General features: G+C 56.1%; 15 protein-coding genes and 1 tRNA gene. 3 read left to right on the forward strand and 13 right to left on the reverse strand.

Features of this window, described 5'->3' with window-relative positions; translation table 11 throughout:
* Nucleotides 1–36: 36 nt before the first annotated feature.
* From NOR51B_RS12325 to moaC, 3 genes are read right to left on the reverse strand one after another with little or no spacing between them, the layout of a single operon-like run.
* Nucleotides 37–489 (reverse strand): molybdenum cofactor biosynthesis protein MoaE, encoded by a 453-nt coding sequence (locus tag NOR51B_RS12325; RefSeq protein WP_009021628.1) that lies wholly within the window; start codon nucleotides 487–489, stop codon nucleotides 37–39.
* A gap of 3 nt (nucleotides 490–492) precedes the next feature.
* Nucleotides 493–744 (reverse strand): molybdopterin converting factor subunit 1, encoded by a 252-nt coding sequence (gene moaD / locus NOR51B_RS12330; protein ID WP_040482098.1) that lies wholly within the window; start codon nucleotides 742–744, stop codon nucleotides 493–495.
* The gene (gene moaC / locus NOR51B_RS12335) at nucleotides 738–1,235 is read right to left on the reverse strand and encodes a cyclic pyranopterin monophosphate synthase MoaC (RefSeq protein ID WP_040482099.1); all 498 of its coding nucleotides are present in this window, start codon (nucleotides 1,233–1,235) and stop codon (nucleotides 738–740) included. The genes moaD and moaC overlap by 7 nt, the downstream gene beginning before the upstream one ends.
* An 82-nt stretch (nucleotides 1,236–1,317) precedes the next feature.
* Here moaC and NOR51B_RS12340 point away from each other — a divergent pair, with 82 nt between their 5' ends.
* Together NOR51B_RS12340 and NOR51B_RS12345 are read left to right on the forward strand one after the other, a co-directional pair.
* Entirely contained in the window at nucleotides 1,318–2,628 is a 1,311-nt protein-coding gene (locus NOR51B_RS12340) for a spinster family MFS transporter (protein WP_009020959.1), read from the forward strand.
* A gap of 198 nt (nucleotides 2,629–2,826) precedes the next feature.
* Nucleotides 2,827–4,212 (forward strand): malonyl-CoA decarboxylase, encoded by a 1,386-nt coding sequence (locus NOR51B_RS12345; protein WP_009019221.1) that lies wholly within the window; start codon nucleotides 2,827–2,829, stop codon nucleotides 4,210–4,212.
* A 33-nt stretch (nucleotides 4,213–4,245) separates the two neighbouring features.
* Here the strand turns inward: NOR51B_RS12345 and NOR51B_RS12350 are convergent, their stop codons facing one another.
* On the reverse strand, nucleotides 4,246–5,022 hold the full coding sequence (locus NOR51B_RS12350; RefSeq protein ID WP_009019480.1) for a DUF599 domain-containing protein: 777 nt from the start codon (nucleotides 5,020–5,022) through the stop codon (nucleotides 4,246–4,248).
* A 278-nt stretch (nucleotides 5,023–5,300) separates the two neighbouring features.
* On the opposite strand from NOR51B_RS12350, the gene NOR51B_RS12355 reads away from it, so the two are divergent.
* On the forward strand, nucleotides 5,301–6,050 hold the full coding sequence (locus NOR51B_RS12355) for a hypothetical protein (protein ID WP_009020751.1): 750 nt from the start codon (nucleotides 5,301–5,303) through the stop codon (nucleotides 6,048–6,050).
* Between the two features lie 111 nt (nucleotides 6,051–6,161).
* Here the strand turns inward: NOR51B_RS12355 and NOR51B_RS12360 are convergent, their stop codons facing one another.
* The 9 genes from NOR51B_RS12360 to NOR51B_RS12400 all read right to left on the reverse strand — a co-directional run bounded on the left by NOR51B_RS12360 (nucleotide 6,162) and on the right by NOR51B_RS12400 (nucleotide 14,344).
* Nucleotides 6,162–6,980, reverse strand: a complete 819-nt coding sequence (locus NOR51B_RS12360; RefSeq protein ID WP_009021091.1) for a glutaredoxin domain-containing protein — start codon at nucleotides 6,978–6,980, stop codon at nucleotides 6,162–6,164.
* 406 nt (nucleotides 6,981–7,386) lie between these two features.
* Nucleotides 7,387–9,324 (reverse strand): FAD-dependent monooxygenase, encoded by a 1,938-nt coding sequence (locus NOR51B_RS12365; protein ID WP_009019635.1) that lies wholly within the window; start codon nucleotides 9,322–9,324, stop codon nucleotides 7,387–7,389.
* Between the two features lie 628 nt (nucleotides 9,325–9,952).
* A complete protein-coding gene (locus tag NOR51B_RS12370) occupies nucleotides 9,953–10,333 on the reverse strand; it encodes a septal ring lytic transglycosylase RlpA family protein (protein ID WP_050759481.1) in 381 nt (126 codons plus the stop codon).
* A gap of 279 nt (nucleotides 10,334–10,612) precedes the next feature.
* On the reverse strand, nucleotides 10,613–10,915 hold the full coding sequence (locus NOR51B_RS12375) for a HigA family addiction module antitoxin (protein WP_040482101.1): 303 nt from the start codon (nucleotides 10,913–10,915) through the stop codon (nucleotides 10,613–10,615).
* An 8-nt stretch (nucleotides 10,916–10,923) separates the two neighbouring features.
* On the reverse strand, nucleotides 10,924–11,220 hold the full coding sequence (locus NOR51B_RS12380) for a type II toxin-antitoxin system RelE/ParE family toxin (RefSeq protein ID WP_009019482.1): 297 nt from the start codon (nucleotides 11,218–11,220) through the stop codon (nucleotides 10,924–10,926).
* Nucleotides 11,221–11,687: 467 nt separating this feature from the next.
* Nucleotides 11,688–11,775: transfer RNA gene (locus NOR51B_RS12385), tRNA-Ser, on the reverse strand.
* Between the two features lie 66 nt (nucleotides 11,776–11,841).
* A complete protein-coding gene (locus tag NOR51B_RS12390; protein ID WP_009020276.1) occupies nucleotides 11,842–12,645 on the reverse strand; it encodes an NADPH-dependent 7-cyano-7-deazaguanine reductase in 804 nt (267 codons plus the stop codon).
* A complete protein-coding gene (locus NOR51B_RS12395) occupies nucleotides 12,645–13,418 on the reverse strand; it encodes an ABC transporter permease (RefSeq protein WP_009019203.1) in 774 nt (257 codons plus the stop codon). The genes NOR51B_RS12390 and NOR51B_RS12395 overlap by 1 nt, the downstream gene beginning before the upstream one ends.
* Nucleotides 13,415–14,344 carry an ABC transporter ATP-binding protein gene (locus NOR51B_RS12400; RefSeq protein ID WP_009019781.1) on the reverse strand — a complete coding sequence of 310 codons (930 nt, stop codon included), beginning with the start codon at nucleotides 14,342–14,344 and terminating at the stop codon, nucleotides 13,415–13,417. The genes NOR51B_RS12395 and NOR51B_RS12400 overlap by 4 nt, the downstream gene beginning before the upstream one ends.

Raw genomic sequence — 14,344 nt, forward strand, 5'->3', positions numbered from 1 at the left:
CAACGGTAATGGAAATCGAGCGCTACTCCAGCACCCCTATCGACCTCGCCACTGTCGGCGTCGCTTTGCGTCGTCGCCGTTGGCTTCGACCCAGTGTGACTGACCGCCGCTGTGTTCCCGTTTCCAGAAGGGAGCATCGGTCTTCAACACATCCATAATGAAATTGCAGCTGTCAAACGCCGCCGTTCGATGATCAGCGACGGTACCGACCCATACGATCGGCTCGCCCGTGCCGAGCTTGCCGTATCGGTGGATAAGCTGCCACCCCCGGAGACCAAAACGCGACGACGCCGACTGCCCGAGCTCATAGAGAACCCGTTCAGCCATACCAGGATAATGTTCGAGCTCCAGCGCGTTGACCGCCCCACCCTGCCCGAAATCACGCACGTAGCCGGTGAACGTGACGACAGCAGCACCCGGATGAGCAGACAACAGGTCCCGGTATGCCGCGGCAACATCAAAGCGCTCTCGTTGAACGAAAACACCCATCGACTAACCGCCCGTCATCGGAGGAAAAAACGCCACCTCATCACCATCCGCGAGTGGATGGTCAGCAGAGACGACCTGTTGATTAACGGCGGCGATCACGCTGGTCTCATTAAGCGTGTCAGCCCAGGTAGCGCCACGACTCGACAGCACAGACTTTAGCGACTCGACATCAGCCAGGCTCGGGGCCCAATCAATTTGCAGGGATTCGGTGTCGAGGGTCTCGCGAATCATTGAGAAAAAACGAACCGTCAGCACGAGTCACCCCGCCGCCAGTCCCCGCTGGCGCCACCCTCCTTGGACACCAACTCCACGCCTTCGATTGACATCCCACGATCGATGGCCTTGCACATGTCATAAATAGTCAGCGCCGCCACCGAGGCAGCGGTCAGGGCTTCCATCTCGATGCCGGTCTGACCCGTCACTCGACACCGGGTTGAAATCGTAACGCCCGGAAGGCTGACATCCGCTTCAATATCCACGCTTACCGACGTCAGCGGCAAGGGGTGGCAGAGTGGAATAAGGTCGCTACACCGCTTCGCCGCCTGGATACCAGCAATACGGGCGACAGCAAACACGTCACCCTTGGGCATGCGGCCTTCAGTGATGGCGGCCAAGGTCTCCGGAGCCATTCGCACGCGGGCTCTCGCCTCGGCAGTGCGATGGGTCACGGCTTTGTCGCCGACATCGACCATAGAGGCTCTACCCTCAGCGTCGAGATGGGTCAAATTTTGGCGTTCATTGGACATGAATTGAGTTTAACACGCCCTACCTATCCAAACGCGATACCGTCTGGCAAGCTCGTTGATCACACGTTGGATAACGCGCCACATGAGCCAAAACCCGGAAAACGTATCGGCCAGCCAACCCAGTGGCTATCGCTGGCTGGCACTGCTCATGCTCACAATCGTTTATACCTTCAACTTTATCGATCGCCAGTTGCTGGTCATTCTCTCCGAGCCCATCAAGGCCGAACTCGCACTGTCCGATGCCCAACTGGGCCTGCTGACCGGATTTAGTTTTGCGGTGATCTACGTAGTCGCGGGCATCCCCATTGGCCATTTGGCCGACCGCAGTAATCGACGCAATATCGTTGCCCTGTCGCTGGCCTTCTGGAGTGCCATGACGGCACTGTCCGGGCTGGTCCAGAATTACGCGCAACTGGTTTTGGCGCGTTTTGGCGTCGGGCTCGGGGAGGCTGGAGGCTCACCGCCTGCACACTCCATGCTCAGCGATTACTTCCCCCCGCAGCAACGAGGCACGGCGATATCGGTGTACTCCATGGGCATCTACATCGGAATACTGCTCGGTTACATGGGGGGCGGCTACATGGCCGAGGCGGTGGGCTGGCGTCAGGCCTTCTTCGTGATTGGCATCCCCGGGGTAGCGTTCGCGGGTTTGTTGGTCTGGTGGGTTCGCGAACCCGTCCGCGGTTTTTGGGAGGCCGGCGTCGTCGCAGAAAAGGCATCCTTCGCCGAAACAATAGCCACGCTCAGACAGCGCTCGTCATTTTGGTGGATCGCCCTAGCCGCCGCGTTTATGTCACTGGTCGGTTACGGCAATGGCAACTTCATGCCCTCGTACCTCATCCGCAATCACGGCATGAGCGTCGGTGAGGTGGGTTTCGTTTTGGGTCTGTTGTCGGGGATTGCGGGGGCTATTGGCACCGTTCTTGGTGGCGTTTTGGCCGATAAAATGGCCTTGTGGGATCGACGCTGGTACGTCTGGCTCCCGATGCTCGCCAGCTCACTATCGATACCGCCGGCGGCTTATGCCCTGTTGGGTGACGATCCTCGGCTCATCATCCTCGCGCTGTTACCCGCCAATATTCTCAACGCCATGTACCTCGGCCCCTGCATTGCGCTCGGTCAGACTCTGGTCACCCCACGGATGCGCGCCGTAGCCTCCGCCATCATGCTGTTCATCATCAACATGATCGGCCTGGGTTTGGGGCCGCTGCTCGTCGGGTTACTGAGCGATTACTACGCGTCGGGGTTTGGATCCGACAATCTTCGTTATGCGATGCTGACCATGCTGGCGGCCGGTCAATTGGGGCTGTTCTTCTTCTGGCTGGGCCAGCGACGCCTGCTTGCGGATCTCGATGCCACCGCCGCCCTCGCAAGGGCGAGTGCCCACCGATAGTTCACTGTATAAACAGTGCATTCACTGACTCAACGCGTTTACCCCCGACTACCCCTTCAGGGCAGTTTTCAACCGGACCATCTGCTTGCATGGTGACGGTGCAGCGACTGGACTAACATAGGGGGCCTGATGACAGGCAAAATGTTGTCAGCCTGTAGCGTCTGCAAAGAACCTTAAGCCGGAGGGTTTGAGCACAGCATGGAACCGCAAACTGAACAATCAAGCTCTGCCGCATCCGGCGATGTGGGCAGCCCGATTTCGCGCATTTTTGCTTCTGCACTGGCGGCGGGACGCGTCATTCTCCGGCAGAAATCGTCTCTGCCTGCAAATGCCCACATCGATCCAAAACTGCTGCTTATCCTTTGCGGTGATCTCGTCGATCATCGCGGTGAAGCCTCGGGGCTGGCATTGGCAGAACAGATACTCAATGCGTATTCCGTACTTTCGAGCGAAGAGCAGACTGCATTTTTTCAGGGACTGGCGCGTGACTTTACACTCGACGACCAACGCCTTCGTGCCGCCATGGAACGCTATACCAACAACGCCGCACCAGAAGAGCTCGGCGAGCTGCGCCGCGCCATTGAGCCACGGTGTAATCGGCTCTTTCGCCGACTGAACATGGTCCCCAATGCCACCGGGCAGCTGGTGCGAATGCGGGGGGATCTGTTGCGCCACGGTCTTGAAACGCCCGAACTCCAGGCGATCAACGACGACCTGAAACGTCTTTTCCTCATGTGGTTCAATCTCGGATTTCTGCGTTTACGTCGGATCAGCTGGGATTCGCCGGCCAGCATTCTGGAAAAGTTTATTGAGTACGAGGCGGTTCACGAGATTCAAGGCTGGAGCGACCTGCGTGGAAGGCTCAAGGAAGATCGCCGGCTTTTTGCCTATTTTCACCCGGCGATGCCCGACGACCCCATTATTTTCGTGCAGGTCGCATTAACCAGCGATAGCAGCAGTGCCATTGGCCCACTGGTTGAAACCGAGCGCGAACTCCAGATTCCCTCGAGCGCCACCACTGCGACGTTTTACTCCATCAGTAATTGTCATGCTGGCCTGCAGGGTATTTCCTTCGGCAACTTTTTAATCAAGCAGGTTGCCTCTGAGTTGCGCGCAGAGTTCCCCCGGCTAAAACGCCTGGAGACCCTGTCACCGGTCCCCGGCTTCCGACCGTGGCTCGAAGGCGCGATGGACGCAGATTCCCCGGAGGAATCGCCCGTGTCATCGGCGCTGGCGCGCGTGAACCAGCACATGGATGAGATCGAGGAGGCCAGTGAAACCAATGCCTCACTGCAGGAACGCCTTGTGCATCTCTGCGCCCACTATCTGGTTGCCGAGAAGCGCGGCACCCTACCCCTAGACCCCGTTGCGCGATTCCACCTCAGCAACGGCGCCATGCTGGATCGTATCCACTGGAATGGCGACCAATCCGAAGCCGGTAAGCGACGCTCTTTTGGGATCATGGTTAACTACGTGTACGACCCCGAAGAGATCGAGAACCGACACGAGGCCTATGTGTCCGAGGGACAGGTGGCTACCAGCGCCAAGGTTAAAGAGTGGGCGCAGAAGATTAGCAGGGGTTAACAGCACGGCCCTACTGGCAGCGACAGCCCGTAGCTAGGTTTGTTCAGGCTCTGTGCCGGGTCCCTGACGGCTCAATGATTCAGCGGTGACGTCATCCGACAACGCTACCTGCGCATCACGGATGCAGACCACGGCGGATGAACGAAACTCCCGCTCAGCCAGAATCAAGACGACGATTGTTGTTGCCACCACAAACGCCAGGTTACCCGCCGTCCAGAACACCACCGCGAACGCAAAATAGTAGGCGCGCAGGCAGCCGTTGTTATCGTGGCCTGCGTTGTCCATTAGCCGGGCCAAATTCTCGATAAAACGCGCTTTATCTTCAGGGGAGACCATCTCATCTGGCATGGGCGCCCCTCCCACCAGTGCGCTCGCAAATCCATACTGCCTGAGCGCCCAGGTCACTTTAAAAAAGGCGTAAACCATGATCAGGAGCAGCACAAAAAGCTTGAGCACCAGCTCGGCTTCCGTACTACCCCCGATGAGAGGTAACTGCTCGATCAAGGCGGCGATCTCGGTAGCATTGGACATCGCCGTCAGAACGGCGGCGAGAATAATCAGCGTGGTCGAAGCGAAGAAGCCCACAACCCGTTCCTGATTTGCGAGCAGCGAGGCATCGGTCATGCGCATATCACGCCTGAGCATCCGTGCGCTCCACAGCTCGCGCTGAGTTCGCATCGCGCGGGACAGCGAGAGCCGGTCCCCCGCTCTCGCTCGCCGCAGCGCGTAGTAGCCGTACCCCCACCAGAGCAACAAAAAATAGGTGAAAGAGCCGATAACAGGGAGGTGATCGAGAACGTAGGGCATCATCGAAGAAGGCTACCGTATCTAATACCGCACCTTAGACTACCTGACTCCAACCAGCGCGTAATCCTGTTTAGTCATCGAATCGCTTGAGTCCACGAGGGGTCAAGGCGAGTAAACCGTTCTAATAGCTCCCGAGGTTCGAGCTTTTATTAATTCCACGCAAGGGCTAAATCGCCAACGACGTTAGTGTCTCTGCACCTCTTCCAGCACTGAGAAACACTGCATGGGGATATTCTCTATAATCCCGCCCACTCTCTTTTACCCCATAGACGATAGTTACGATGAAGAAATTTTGGCTTCCCCTTTTATTGACAATTGCCCTGCCCGTCTCCGTCGCCGCAGAGGACAAAGACTGGGAATTCATGATCGAGCCCTATGTATTGGCAACATCAATCGAGGGAGATGCCGGTCTCGGTCGTGTCGCTGATGTCCCCGTGGATGTCGACTTCAGTACGATTCTGGATTCACTCGATATTGGCGCCATGGTGCATCTGGAGGCGATTCGCGATCAAAAATGGGGCGTTATCGTCGACTTCGGCTTTATGGATTTGAGTGGCGGGACCACGGTGGCCCGTAATGGCGTTTTGGAGGCCGATGTCTATCAGGGCGTTCTCGAAACCTTTGTATTTCGTCGCATTCAGAGTGGATCGCAGTATTTCGACCTCTATGGTGGTTTGCGCTGGTGGAACAACGATATTGGCGTGAATCTGGAGCTGGGGCCACTGCAGCCCCGGCGCGTCAAAATCAAAGAAGATTGGGTCGATCCGGTTGTCGGCGGTCGTTGGCACCATCCCATAAACGAGAAGTGGAAGCTCGTTCTGCGCGGCGATATCGGCGGCTTTGGCATCGAGTCCGATTGGACCGCCGCAGCGGGAGTCAGTCTCTGGCGACAGTTTGAATCTTTATCGATGGAGTTCGCTTATCGGGGTACCTGGGTGGATTACGAGTCCGGAATCCGCGGCGAAGTCGGCTCTTTCGCCTACGACACGCTCACCCATGGCCCGATGGTGGGCCTGGCCTGGACATTCTGAGCGCGCAACAGTCTGGAATATTGGCCTCAACTACGTGCGTGTCCAGCCGACAACGATCAGCCGACTGGCACTTGTACAAAGGGCCACTGCCACAGCTCTCGTTGTTATGGATCAGGCGGGATCGGAGTGCTTAAGCGGAAACGGCCTGGTATCGACAGCCTCCGAGTCCATGGCAATTTCGTTGTCATAAATATTTTTCGGCAACGGGAGCCCGCCCAGCTCGGCATCCCCCAGGGCGCCATCCGGTGCCATACCGTGACTTTTCACCACCGCCTCTAATTGACGACAGTGCTGCGCCGCGTGCCAGGTGGTGCGCTCGAGCACGCTGAATGTGGCGCGGACACCATAATACGTCTTCACGGTTTCGGGGGGCTGATGGTTAACACCTTCCCACCAGTCCGACAGGGTCGACCTGACCTCCTCGCCCACCGCCGCCAAATGCTCAGAGGTGACCACATCTTCGGGAGGCATCCGCAGAAACGCCTCCATTTCCAGAGATCCGCCTTCGGCGGCCTCAAGAAACCCCTGAATCACCATGAAAATGTGATACCCGAGGTCGCGATAGGTGCGATCCCGCCCAGGGAAATGGCCTGCCAGCTGCTCCTCGGAGAGTTGCCGAAGATAGCGCTGGGCCGCCAGCATTAACAGGTCACACTTTCCGACGAGATCGGCGGCTGACAACTCGGATTTCTTGAGGGACACACCGACGAAATCGGCCACGTCCTGCAAATCCTGGCAAAACACCGCCGCATCGCCACGGCGTACGACGGGTACGGTGCGAAAGCCGATGTCTGCCAATTCATCAAGCGCATCGGGATCCTCGACAATATTGACCGACTCAAAGGGAATACCGTGATCCAATAGGAATTCCTTGGTGCGCAAACAGCTGGAGCAGCCCGGCGCCCAATACACTCGATAGTCAGCTGTCATGAGAAATCCTTTCGTTAGTGCTTCGTAACTTTACGGACATTCGCATCAACTCGATTGCCTGAGGTAGACGTCTTACCCATGGCCCTGCGATGTCACTGCCCACCGCATTCAGACTTAAGACAGCGAATGGCTATGGTACACCCTTGCGACCCGTGATCACTAACGGCGAGATACCGAGGGCCAACAACCAGGGGCTGGTGCTGTGAGAAGATTCACCACGACAGTCAGACAATGAAGCACACTATGCGACGGGTTGCTTAGCCATCCTCACGGGTAAGACGAGTACTGGTTTAGGAATCCGTAGCTTAAACGGACACCTGCGCGCGACTCTCTTGTTACCGTTTCCTACTGGCGATAAGAGAGCTTCAGGAAGAAAGCATAATCCGTGACGCTGCCCCGCCCCTAATTATCTTTGAGGCAGCATAAACTCATCAAAAAACGCAGCTAACTCACCATGCGCGTTGAGCGGCAAGATGTTGGCAACGTGCTGGTCGGGTCGCACCACGACCATACAGCCGCTCGCGCGATCTACACCACGCTGCTCGAAAATGTCATTACCCTCCTCCGCATGGAAGACTTTTTCGTAGTCTCTCAGGCCGTATTTACCCTTGGCAGGCCAGAGGTAATCGGGCATGTCTTCAATGGCGAGATCCTGCTGCTGGAATACGGCATAGACATCGATTACCGAATCGATATCAGCGCTCTTGGGGGTGTACTTGAGCACCGGAGATGCTGCATCTTCAGCCAAGAAATCAATAAGCTTTGCCGTATCGGAAGAGGCATCTGCAGGGTTCTGTTGATTACCAAACAAGAAGATACGCCAGCGGCCATCGGCTTTTACCAGATGTCCCAGATGCTGCGGGCGACCGTCAGCGACCCGGACGGCGATGGCGGAGTGGAAACGCTGGCCAATATTGAAACCGGTTGCCAGCTCCTGGTTTGCCTGCCCCGTGCAGATGTATGACGGGTAATAGCCAATGGCGGTGCCGGCGACAAAGCCGTTTTGCCGGGCCATGAAAGCCTCGATGTCAGTAGTATTGGTCTTGCGTTGGTCCCCCGCCAGTTGTTTTGCCGACGGCTGGGTGGCGACCAGTCGCGACAGCTGTCGATCGGCATCGATGAGCTGCTCAGCCACTTTGCGCCGCTCCGGCGAATAGGTTTGCAGCAGTTTTGGATGGCTCCTTCCCTGCAGTACAGCCGCCATTTTCCAGCCCAGATTGAAGGTATCCGGGAGCGAGGTGTTCAGACCCCAGCCGCCTTTGGGGCTGTGGGTATGGCAGGCGTCACCGGCTACAAACGCCCTAGGGATTTGATTCTCATCGGCATCGAGCGGCCGGTCGTCGAAGCGCTCGGCCACCCGCTGGCCCACCTCATAGATCGACCACCAGGCAACTTCCTTCACATCGACCGTGTACGGATGATAGATACGCTGCATCTTGGCAATGATGTCTTTTTCGGTGAGTTTGACGCTGGCAGCGCGCTGGCCTTTTTCCAGAAGGTCAAGCTCTACGTACATTCTGACGAGATAGCCACCCTCACGGGGAATAAGCATCACCGCGCCATGGTCCTTCGACTGGATAAAGCTTTTGACCCGGATATCGGGAAAATCCGTGACTACGAGAACATCCATGACACCCCAGGCCTTATTCGCCGAGTCTCCCTTGAGCTCGATGCCCAGGCTTCGGCGGACAATGCTTCGCGCGCCGTCGGTGCCGACTACATAGCGCGCCTTGATCGTTTCCTGCTTGCCCGCCTGCCCGGCATCGACGCGCTCAAAGGTCGCGGTGATCGGATGGGCATCGAGGTCCTGAGTCAGGTTTGAATCGAGGTCCAGTTCGAGGAGTTTGCGGCAGTAGTGGGGTTCAAGTGCGGTCACCGAGTGCTTCATGCCTTCCAGCAGCAACTCGTGCAGGCGTGCCTGATTGACGATGCCATGGGTGAACTCGGACAGGCCGATGCGCGCATCGGAGATCTTATGGGTGCGTTTGATGTTCTCCGGATGATCGCTATCGGGCTCCCAGAAGGCGTTCTGGCGCAGTTGGTAGGTTTCTTTCACCACCATCTCGCTGCTGTTGAAGGCCTCCATGATCTCCATGGTCCGGCAGGAGATGCCATCAGCGCGTCCAAACAGGAGGGGGCCGGGCTCCAGATCAACAATGCACGTTGTGATATCGCTGAACTCGGCCATTTGCCGAGCCATGGTCAGTCCCGCCGGTCCACAGCCGACAATCAGTACATCGACCTCGCTGGGCAGGTCGGTAACCGGTGGATTCGGGTAGGGTTTGCGAACTTCGTCGGGGATTTGGTAGTTGCCGGGTTTGAAGCCATTGCGATGGTATTGCATGGGGTCACAGTCTCCGCTTTACGCGTTTGTCCTTTTGGAGGGCGAGCCATAAAAGGCGTTGATTACATGCGCCCCACCCGTCGGTAGGATGCACACGCCCATAAACAAAGCACACTATACACCGACTGGCGCAAATGCGTAACCTGTTACGCATATTTATGAGTCTTGATTAAACAGGGTGATCGGCAGCAAAGGGAACCCGGAGAGAACCGCAGCCTATGAAGCGGTCAACAGAAGCCAGAGAGCCAATTAAGTTGTTTTTCACCCTCGCGGGCCGGCTCCGGATGTCGCGCCGGGCAGCCTCTAGGCTCCAGTCGTCTAACGGTGGGATCCACTTATTTTTCATCGACGCTGCGCCGCCGTTCAACAGGCATCGCTGGGGACAAGCGGTTTCTGCAGAAAGTGCGGGGACATAGTTTTCCCTGTGCTGGCCGCAGCCTCAATATAGGTAGGGAAACCCCATAAATGATAGAAGAAGCCCTGAACCTCGGTTTTTTTTGCGTCGTCAACCCTGTACTGCGAAAACGCCCGATGCAGTGATCCTGCATCGGGCGTTTTACTCGGCTAGGCGTCCTTCGCCGTGTCGGCCCACAGGAATCACACTGCGATCAGGCAAGATTGCCTTTAGCTATGGAATCGCCTCAATGGTTACTGGAACGACGCCTTTACTGGTATCAGCTATGGAAGAAAACGCGGCCCGGGTTAGATCGACAATCCGGCCGTCAATAAACGGGCCTCTGTCATTCACTCGAACGATGACGGATTTTCCATTTTCTCGATTCGTGACGCTCAGCCTCGTGCCAAAAGGCAAAGTCTTGTGCGCAGCGGTCTTGGCAAGGTGGTTAAACCTCTCGCCGTTTGCCGTTTGCCTAAACTGGTATTTCGCTGCGTAAAAAGAGGCGATCCCTGTTTCGGTGTAACCCACCACGCTCGGCGGCGTGCCTTTATCCTGAACCGCACAACCCGATGCGGCTCCAAGAAAGGTAACAAGTAATATTAAAGCTTTCATTTGAAGCATGCCTTCTTTCGGACTTCTCATTCTTGTGTCTGGCAAAGAGGGAGGAATTGATTGAAACAGCTTTGAAGCTGTTTTCACCCCTGCGGGGCGCCCAGCCTGACGGCTGTGCGTCCAAACGCTACCCGGGACAGCGTTGATCGAACCCTGAGTCAGGCGTTTTGCCGCCTCGCCATGCCCCTAATGCCGTATAAATCAGAGTGTTAAAAAATGAGCGTGTCATTAGAGGGCATCAAAGGTCGTGAAGGTGGTCCCGTGGTGATCCCATAGACCTCAAGCCGCGACGGGCCTGGCCTTCTCGATTCGAGCTCGCCGCTTCGGTGTATTCAGCGCTTTCCACAGCTCGTTTCGCTGCTGCAAGTTCAGCCAGAAATTCGGTGAATTACCAAAGACCGTGGCCAGCATCAACGCGGTATCCGCAGTGATGGCGCGACGATTGGTACAGAGTTCGTTGATGGTTTTTCGACTCACACCCATTGCATCTGCCAGCTGTCCCTGGGTCAGCCTCATTGGCGCCAGGAATTCTTCATTGATCATTTCGCCCACACTGACGGGTTGTCGTTTCGTAATATTCATCGCCTACCTCATCGATAATCGTGGCTATCCAGATAAATGTCTTTAGCCTCGCCTCTTTCATCTGACCACGCAAATACCAATCGCCCTTGTTTGTTAATACGAATTGAATGCTTGCTGGCCAATCTTCCTCTCAACTTTTCAAAGTGGTTGCTCGGCGGTGAACGCAAGTCCAGATCACAGGTCGCATCATCAATCAGCTGCAGCTTACGGAAAAGCCTGTCTTTGATCTCAGAGGGAAGCTTCTTACTACCCTTGTCTATCAGATAGAAGTCCTGAAGCCACCGGTCACGAAAGCTGTGAATCAAAAGCCACCCCCACAGTTTGAGATACTGTAACGCTCCTAGTTACTTATTGCAAGTAAGGGCGGCTGGGTAAGCGAGCAACCATCTTTGAAAAGCTCGTATGAGCAGGCTCTGCTTGCTACATAGCGGCAGGCCATTGCTTTCATAACGCAAACAAACGTAATCTGATGCCCTGAAGCAGTTTCAATGCACGCTTCGGACGCGTCGCTCCTCTTACTGCTGCCCAATCTGGCTCGTTCCGCACGATGGAGATACGGAACGGAACCACCATGCTGGCACAAGGCAGGGAGGGTCCGGAGAAGGAGGGATTGATTCAAACAGCCTTGGGGCTGTTTTCACCCCTGCGGGGCGGCGTCGCAGGCGACACCGTCCAAAACGCTCCTTTGGTCGCGTTTTGTCGAACCCGAGGCTTCGTCCACACCGCCTTATCAACAGACAAAAAAAAGGCCCCGTTGGGGCCATTTTTTGTCTGGCGGAGAAGGAGGGATTCGAACCCTCGATACGTTGCCGTATACACACTTTCCAGGCGTGCGCCTTCGACCACTCGGCCACCTCTCCAAAGGCGCGGGAGTTTAGCATAGGATTTCAGGCCTTGGCAGTGCAGGGGGACGTAAAAAGAGGCGCTTATTGACGACCCATGCGCCAAAGCGGCGCATCGAGTTTCTCGTGGCCACGCCAGGGGGTAATATCGATCCCACCACGGCGCTGGTAATACGCGGTGACCGTCAACGCTTCAGGACTTAAGTCCCCAAAGAGCTTCTTGTAGATCTGCTCCACACAATGCTCGTGGAAGTCCTGATGCTCTCGGAACGAACACACAAAGGACAGCAACTCGGCGGGGTCCAGCCGATATCCGCTGTAATCAACGACCAGAGTACCCCAATCGGGCTGACCAGTGACCGGGCACAGCGACCGCAGCTGGTGCGATATCAGCGTCTCAGACACTCTATCCTCGCCCTGCGAGAATGGCGTTTTCCGGGAAGCCCCCCAATCAGCGGCTACCAGCGCGCCTGAAAAGACATCGTCAATACAGACGCCGGCCGGCTCCCGCGTCCATTGCGCTAATTCGGTAGGTGCAGCGATGGTCAGATCGACCGATGCACCCACAACAGCCTGCACATCTCTCATTATCGTCGAGACCGCGGCCCGCTCGTTGTCAAAGCGATGGAAATTCAGGGAATTGAGGTACAGCTTGAGCGACTTCGACTCCACCGTACGGGGTGAACTGGCGGGAATCGCCAACGCACCGACAAACGCGGTGGGCCACCCTTCCCTGCTCAACCAGGATAGCTCATAGAGGTGCCAGACGTCGGCGCCCAACATCGGTGACAGCCGTTCATCGCCCCGCTGTCGTTCGACGGGCTCTAAAATTTCCGGGCTGTAGCGGGTGGGTGCATCAACCCGGCTGCCGAGAACGCGATCGACCATCAGCTTCGGAGGCGCTTTCCACTGCGCAGCAAATGCAGACTGAACAGATAGGCAATCACGGTAAACCCGCCGATCATCGACAGCGAGATACGAATATCCACGTCGCTAATACCCAACACGCCGTAGCGAAAGGCATTGACTACGTAGACCAGCGGGTTGGCCTTTGACAGACCCGCCCAAAAATCAGGCAGCAGATCGAGGGAGTAAAAGACGCCGCCCAGGTAAATGAGAGGGGTCAGCACAAAGGTGGGTACAATACTGATATCGTCGAAGGAGTTGGCGAACACCGCGTTGATAAACCCGCACAGTGCAAATAGCACCGATGTCATCGCCACCACCGCGACCACCAGAAGGTAATTGTTGACCTCGAGTCGCGTGAAAAATAGCGATACGAGCGTAACAATAATCGCCACCAACAGGCCCCTGGCGATGCCGCCCGAAACATAACCCCAGAGAATGATGTAATTGGGGATGGGCGATACCTGCAGTTCCTCGATGCTGTGATTGAACTTGGCTCCAAAAAATGACGACACCACGTTCGAATAGGAGTTGGTCACGATCGACATCATGATCAAACCGGGCACCACAAACTGCATGTAGGAAATGCCGTCCATCTCACCGATTCTGGATCCAATCAAATTGCCAAAAATCATGTAGTACAGCGATATGGTGATAGCCGATGGCAGCAAGGTCTGGGTCCAGATGCGCGTGAAGCGGCGTATCTCTTTCCGCAAAATCGTCATAAACGCGATGTATTGCTCATACGCACTCATGCGGATTCCTCCAGCAAATTGACAAACATCTGCTCAAGTCGGTTGGCGCTGTTGCGCATACTGACCACCGACACGCCCTGAGTACGCAGCTGACTGAACACCTCAGAAAGATCCTGCCCGCGTTCGATCTCTACCTCGAGGCTGTTGTCATCAATCCGCGTGAAGGTAAAACCTTCCAAGGTCAGCGGATCCGGCAAGGTATCCGAGGAATCGAGCATGAAAACCTCACGGTTCAGGTCCCGCAGCAGCGACTTAATGGACCGATTGGTCACAATCGCGCCGTGATTAATAATCGCGATGTCTCGGCAGAGCGCTTCGGCCTCCTCGAGATAATGCGTTGTCAGGATGATCGTGGTACCCGCTTTATTGATTTCTTTGAGAAAGTCATACATCGAGCGGCGCATCTCGATATCCACACCAGCGGTGGGTTCATCGAGAATCAGCAGTTTCGGTGAATGGATCAGGGCCCGGGCGATCATCAGCCGCCGCTTCATACCCCCGGACAACATTCGTGCGGTGGTATTGCGCTTCTCATACAAACCAAGCTTTTTCAGGTAGTGCTCGGCCTGAACCTTGGCCTCAGCCCGGGGCATTCCGTAATAACCCGCCTGGTTGAGCAAAATGTCTTCCACTTTCTCAAAGATGTTGAAGTTAAATTCCTGGGGGACAATACCGATCTGTTTTTTGGCGAGCGGAAAGTTTTCGTCAATATCAATGCCGTGAATCCAGACCTTGCCGCCACTTTTTGACACCAACGAGGCCACAATGCCAATCGTGGTGGACTTACCCGCCCCGTTAGGCCCCAGAAGCGCGAAAAAAGCGCCCTCAGCCACCTCCAGATCGATGCCTTTAAGGGCTTCGAAGCCGTTATCGTAGGTCTTGGTCAGCGACGAGATTTTGAGTGCGGGAGCAGGTTGCCCGGACAT

The organism is Luminiphilus syltensis NOR5-1B (genome assembly GCF_000158175.1).
GTDB classification, from domain to species: Bacteria; Pseudomonadota; Gammaproteobacteria; order Pseudomonadales; family Halieaceae; genus Luminiphilus; species Luminiphilus syltensis.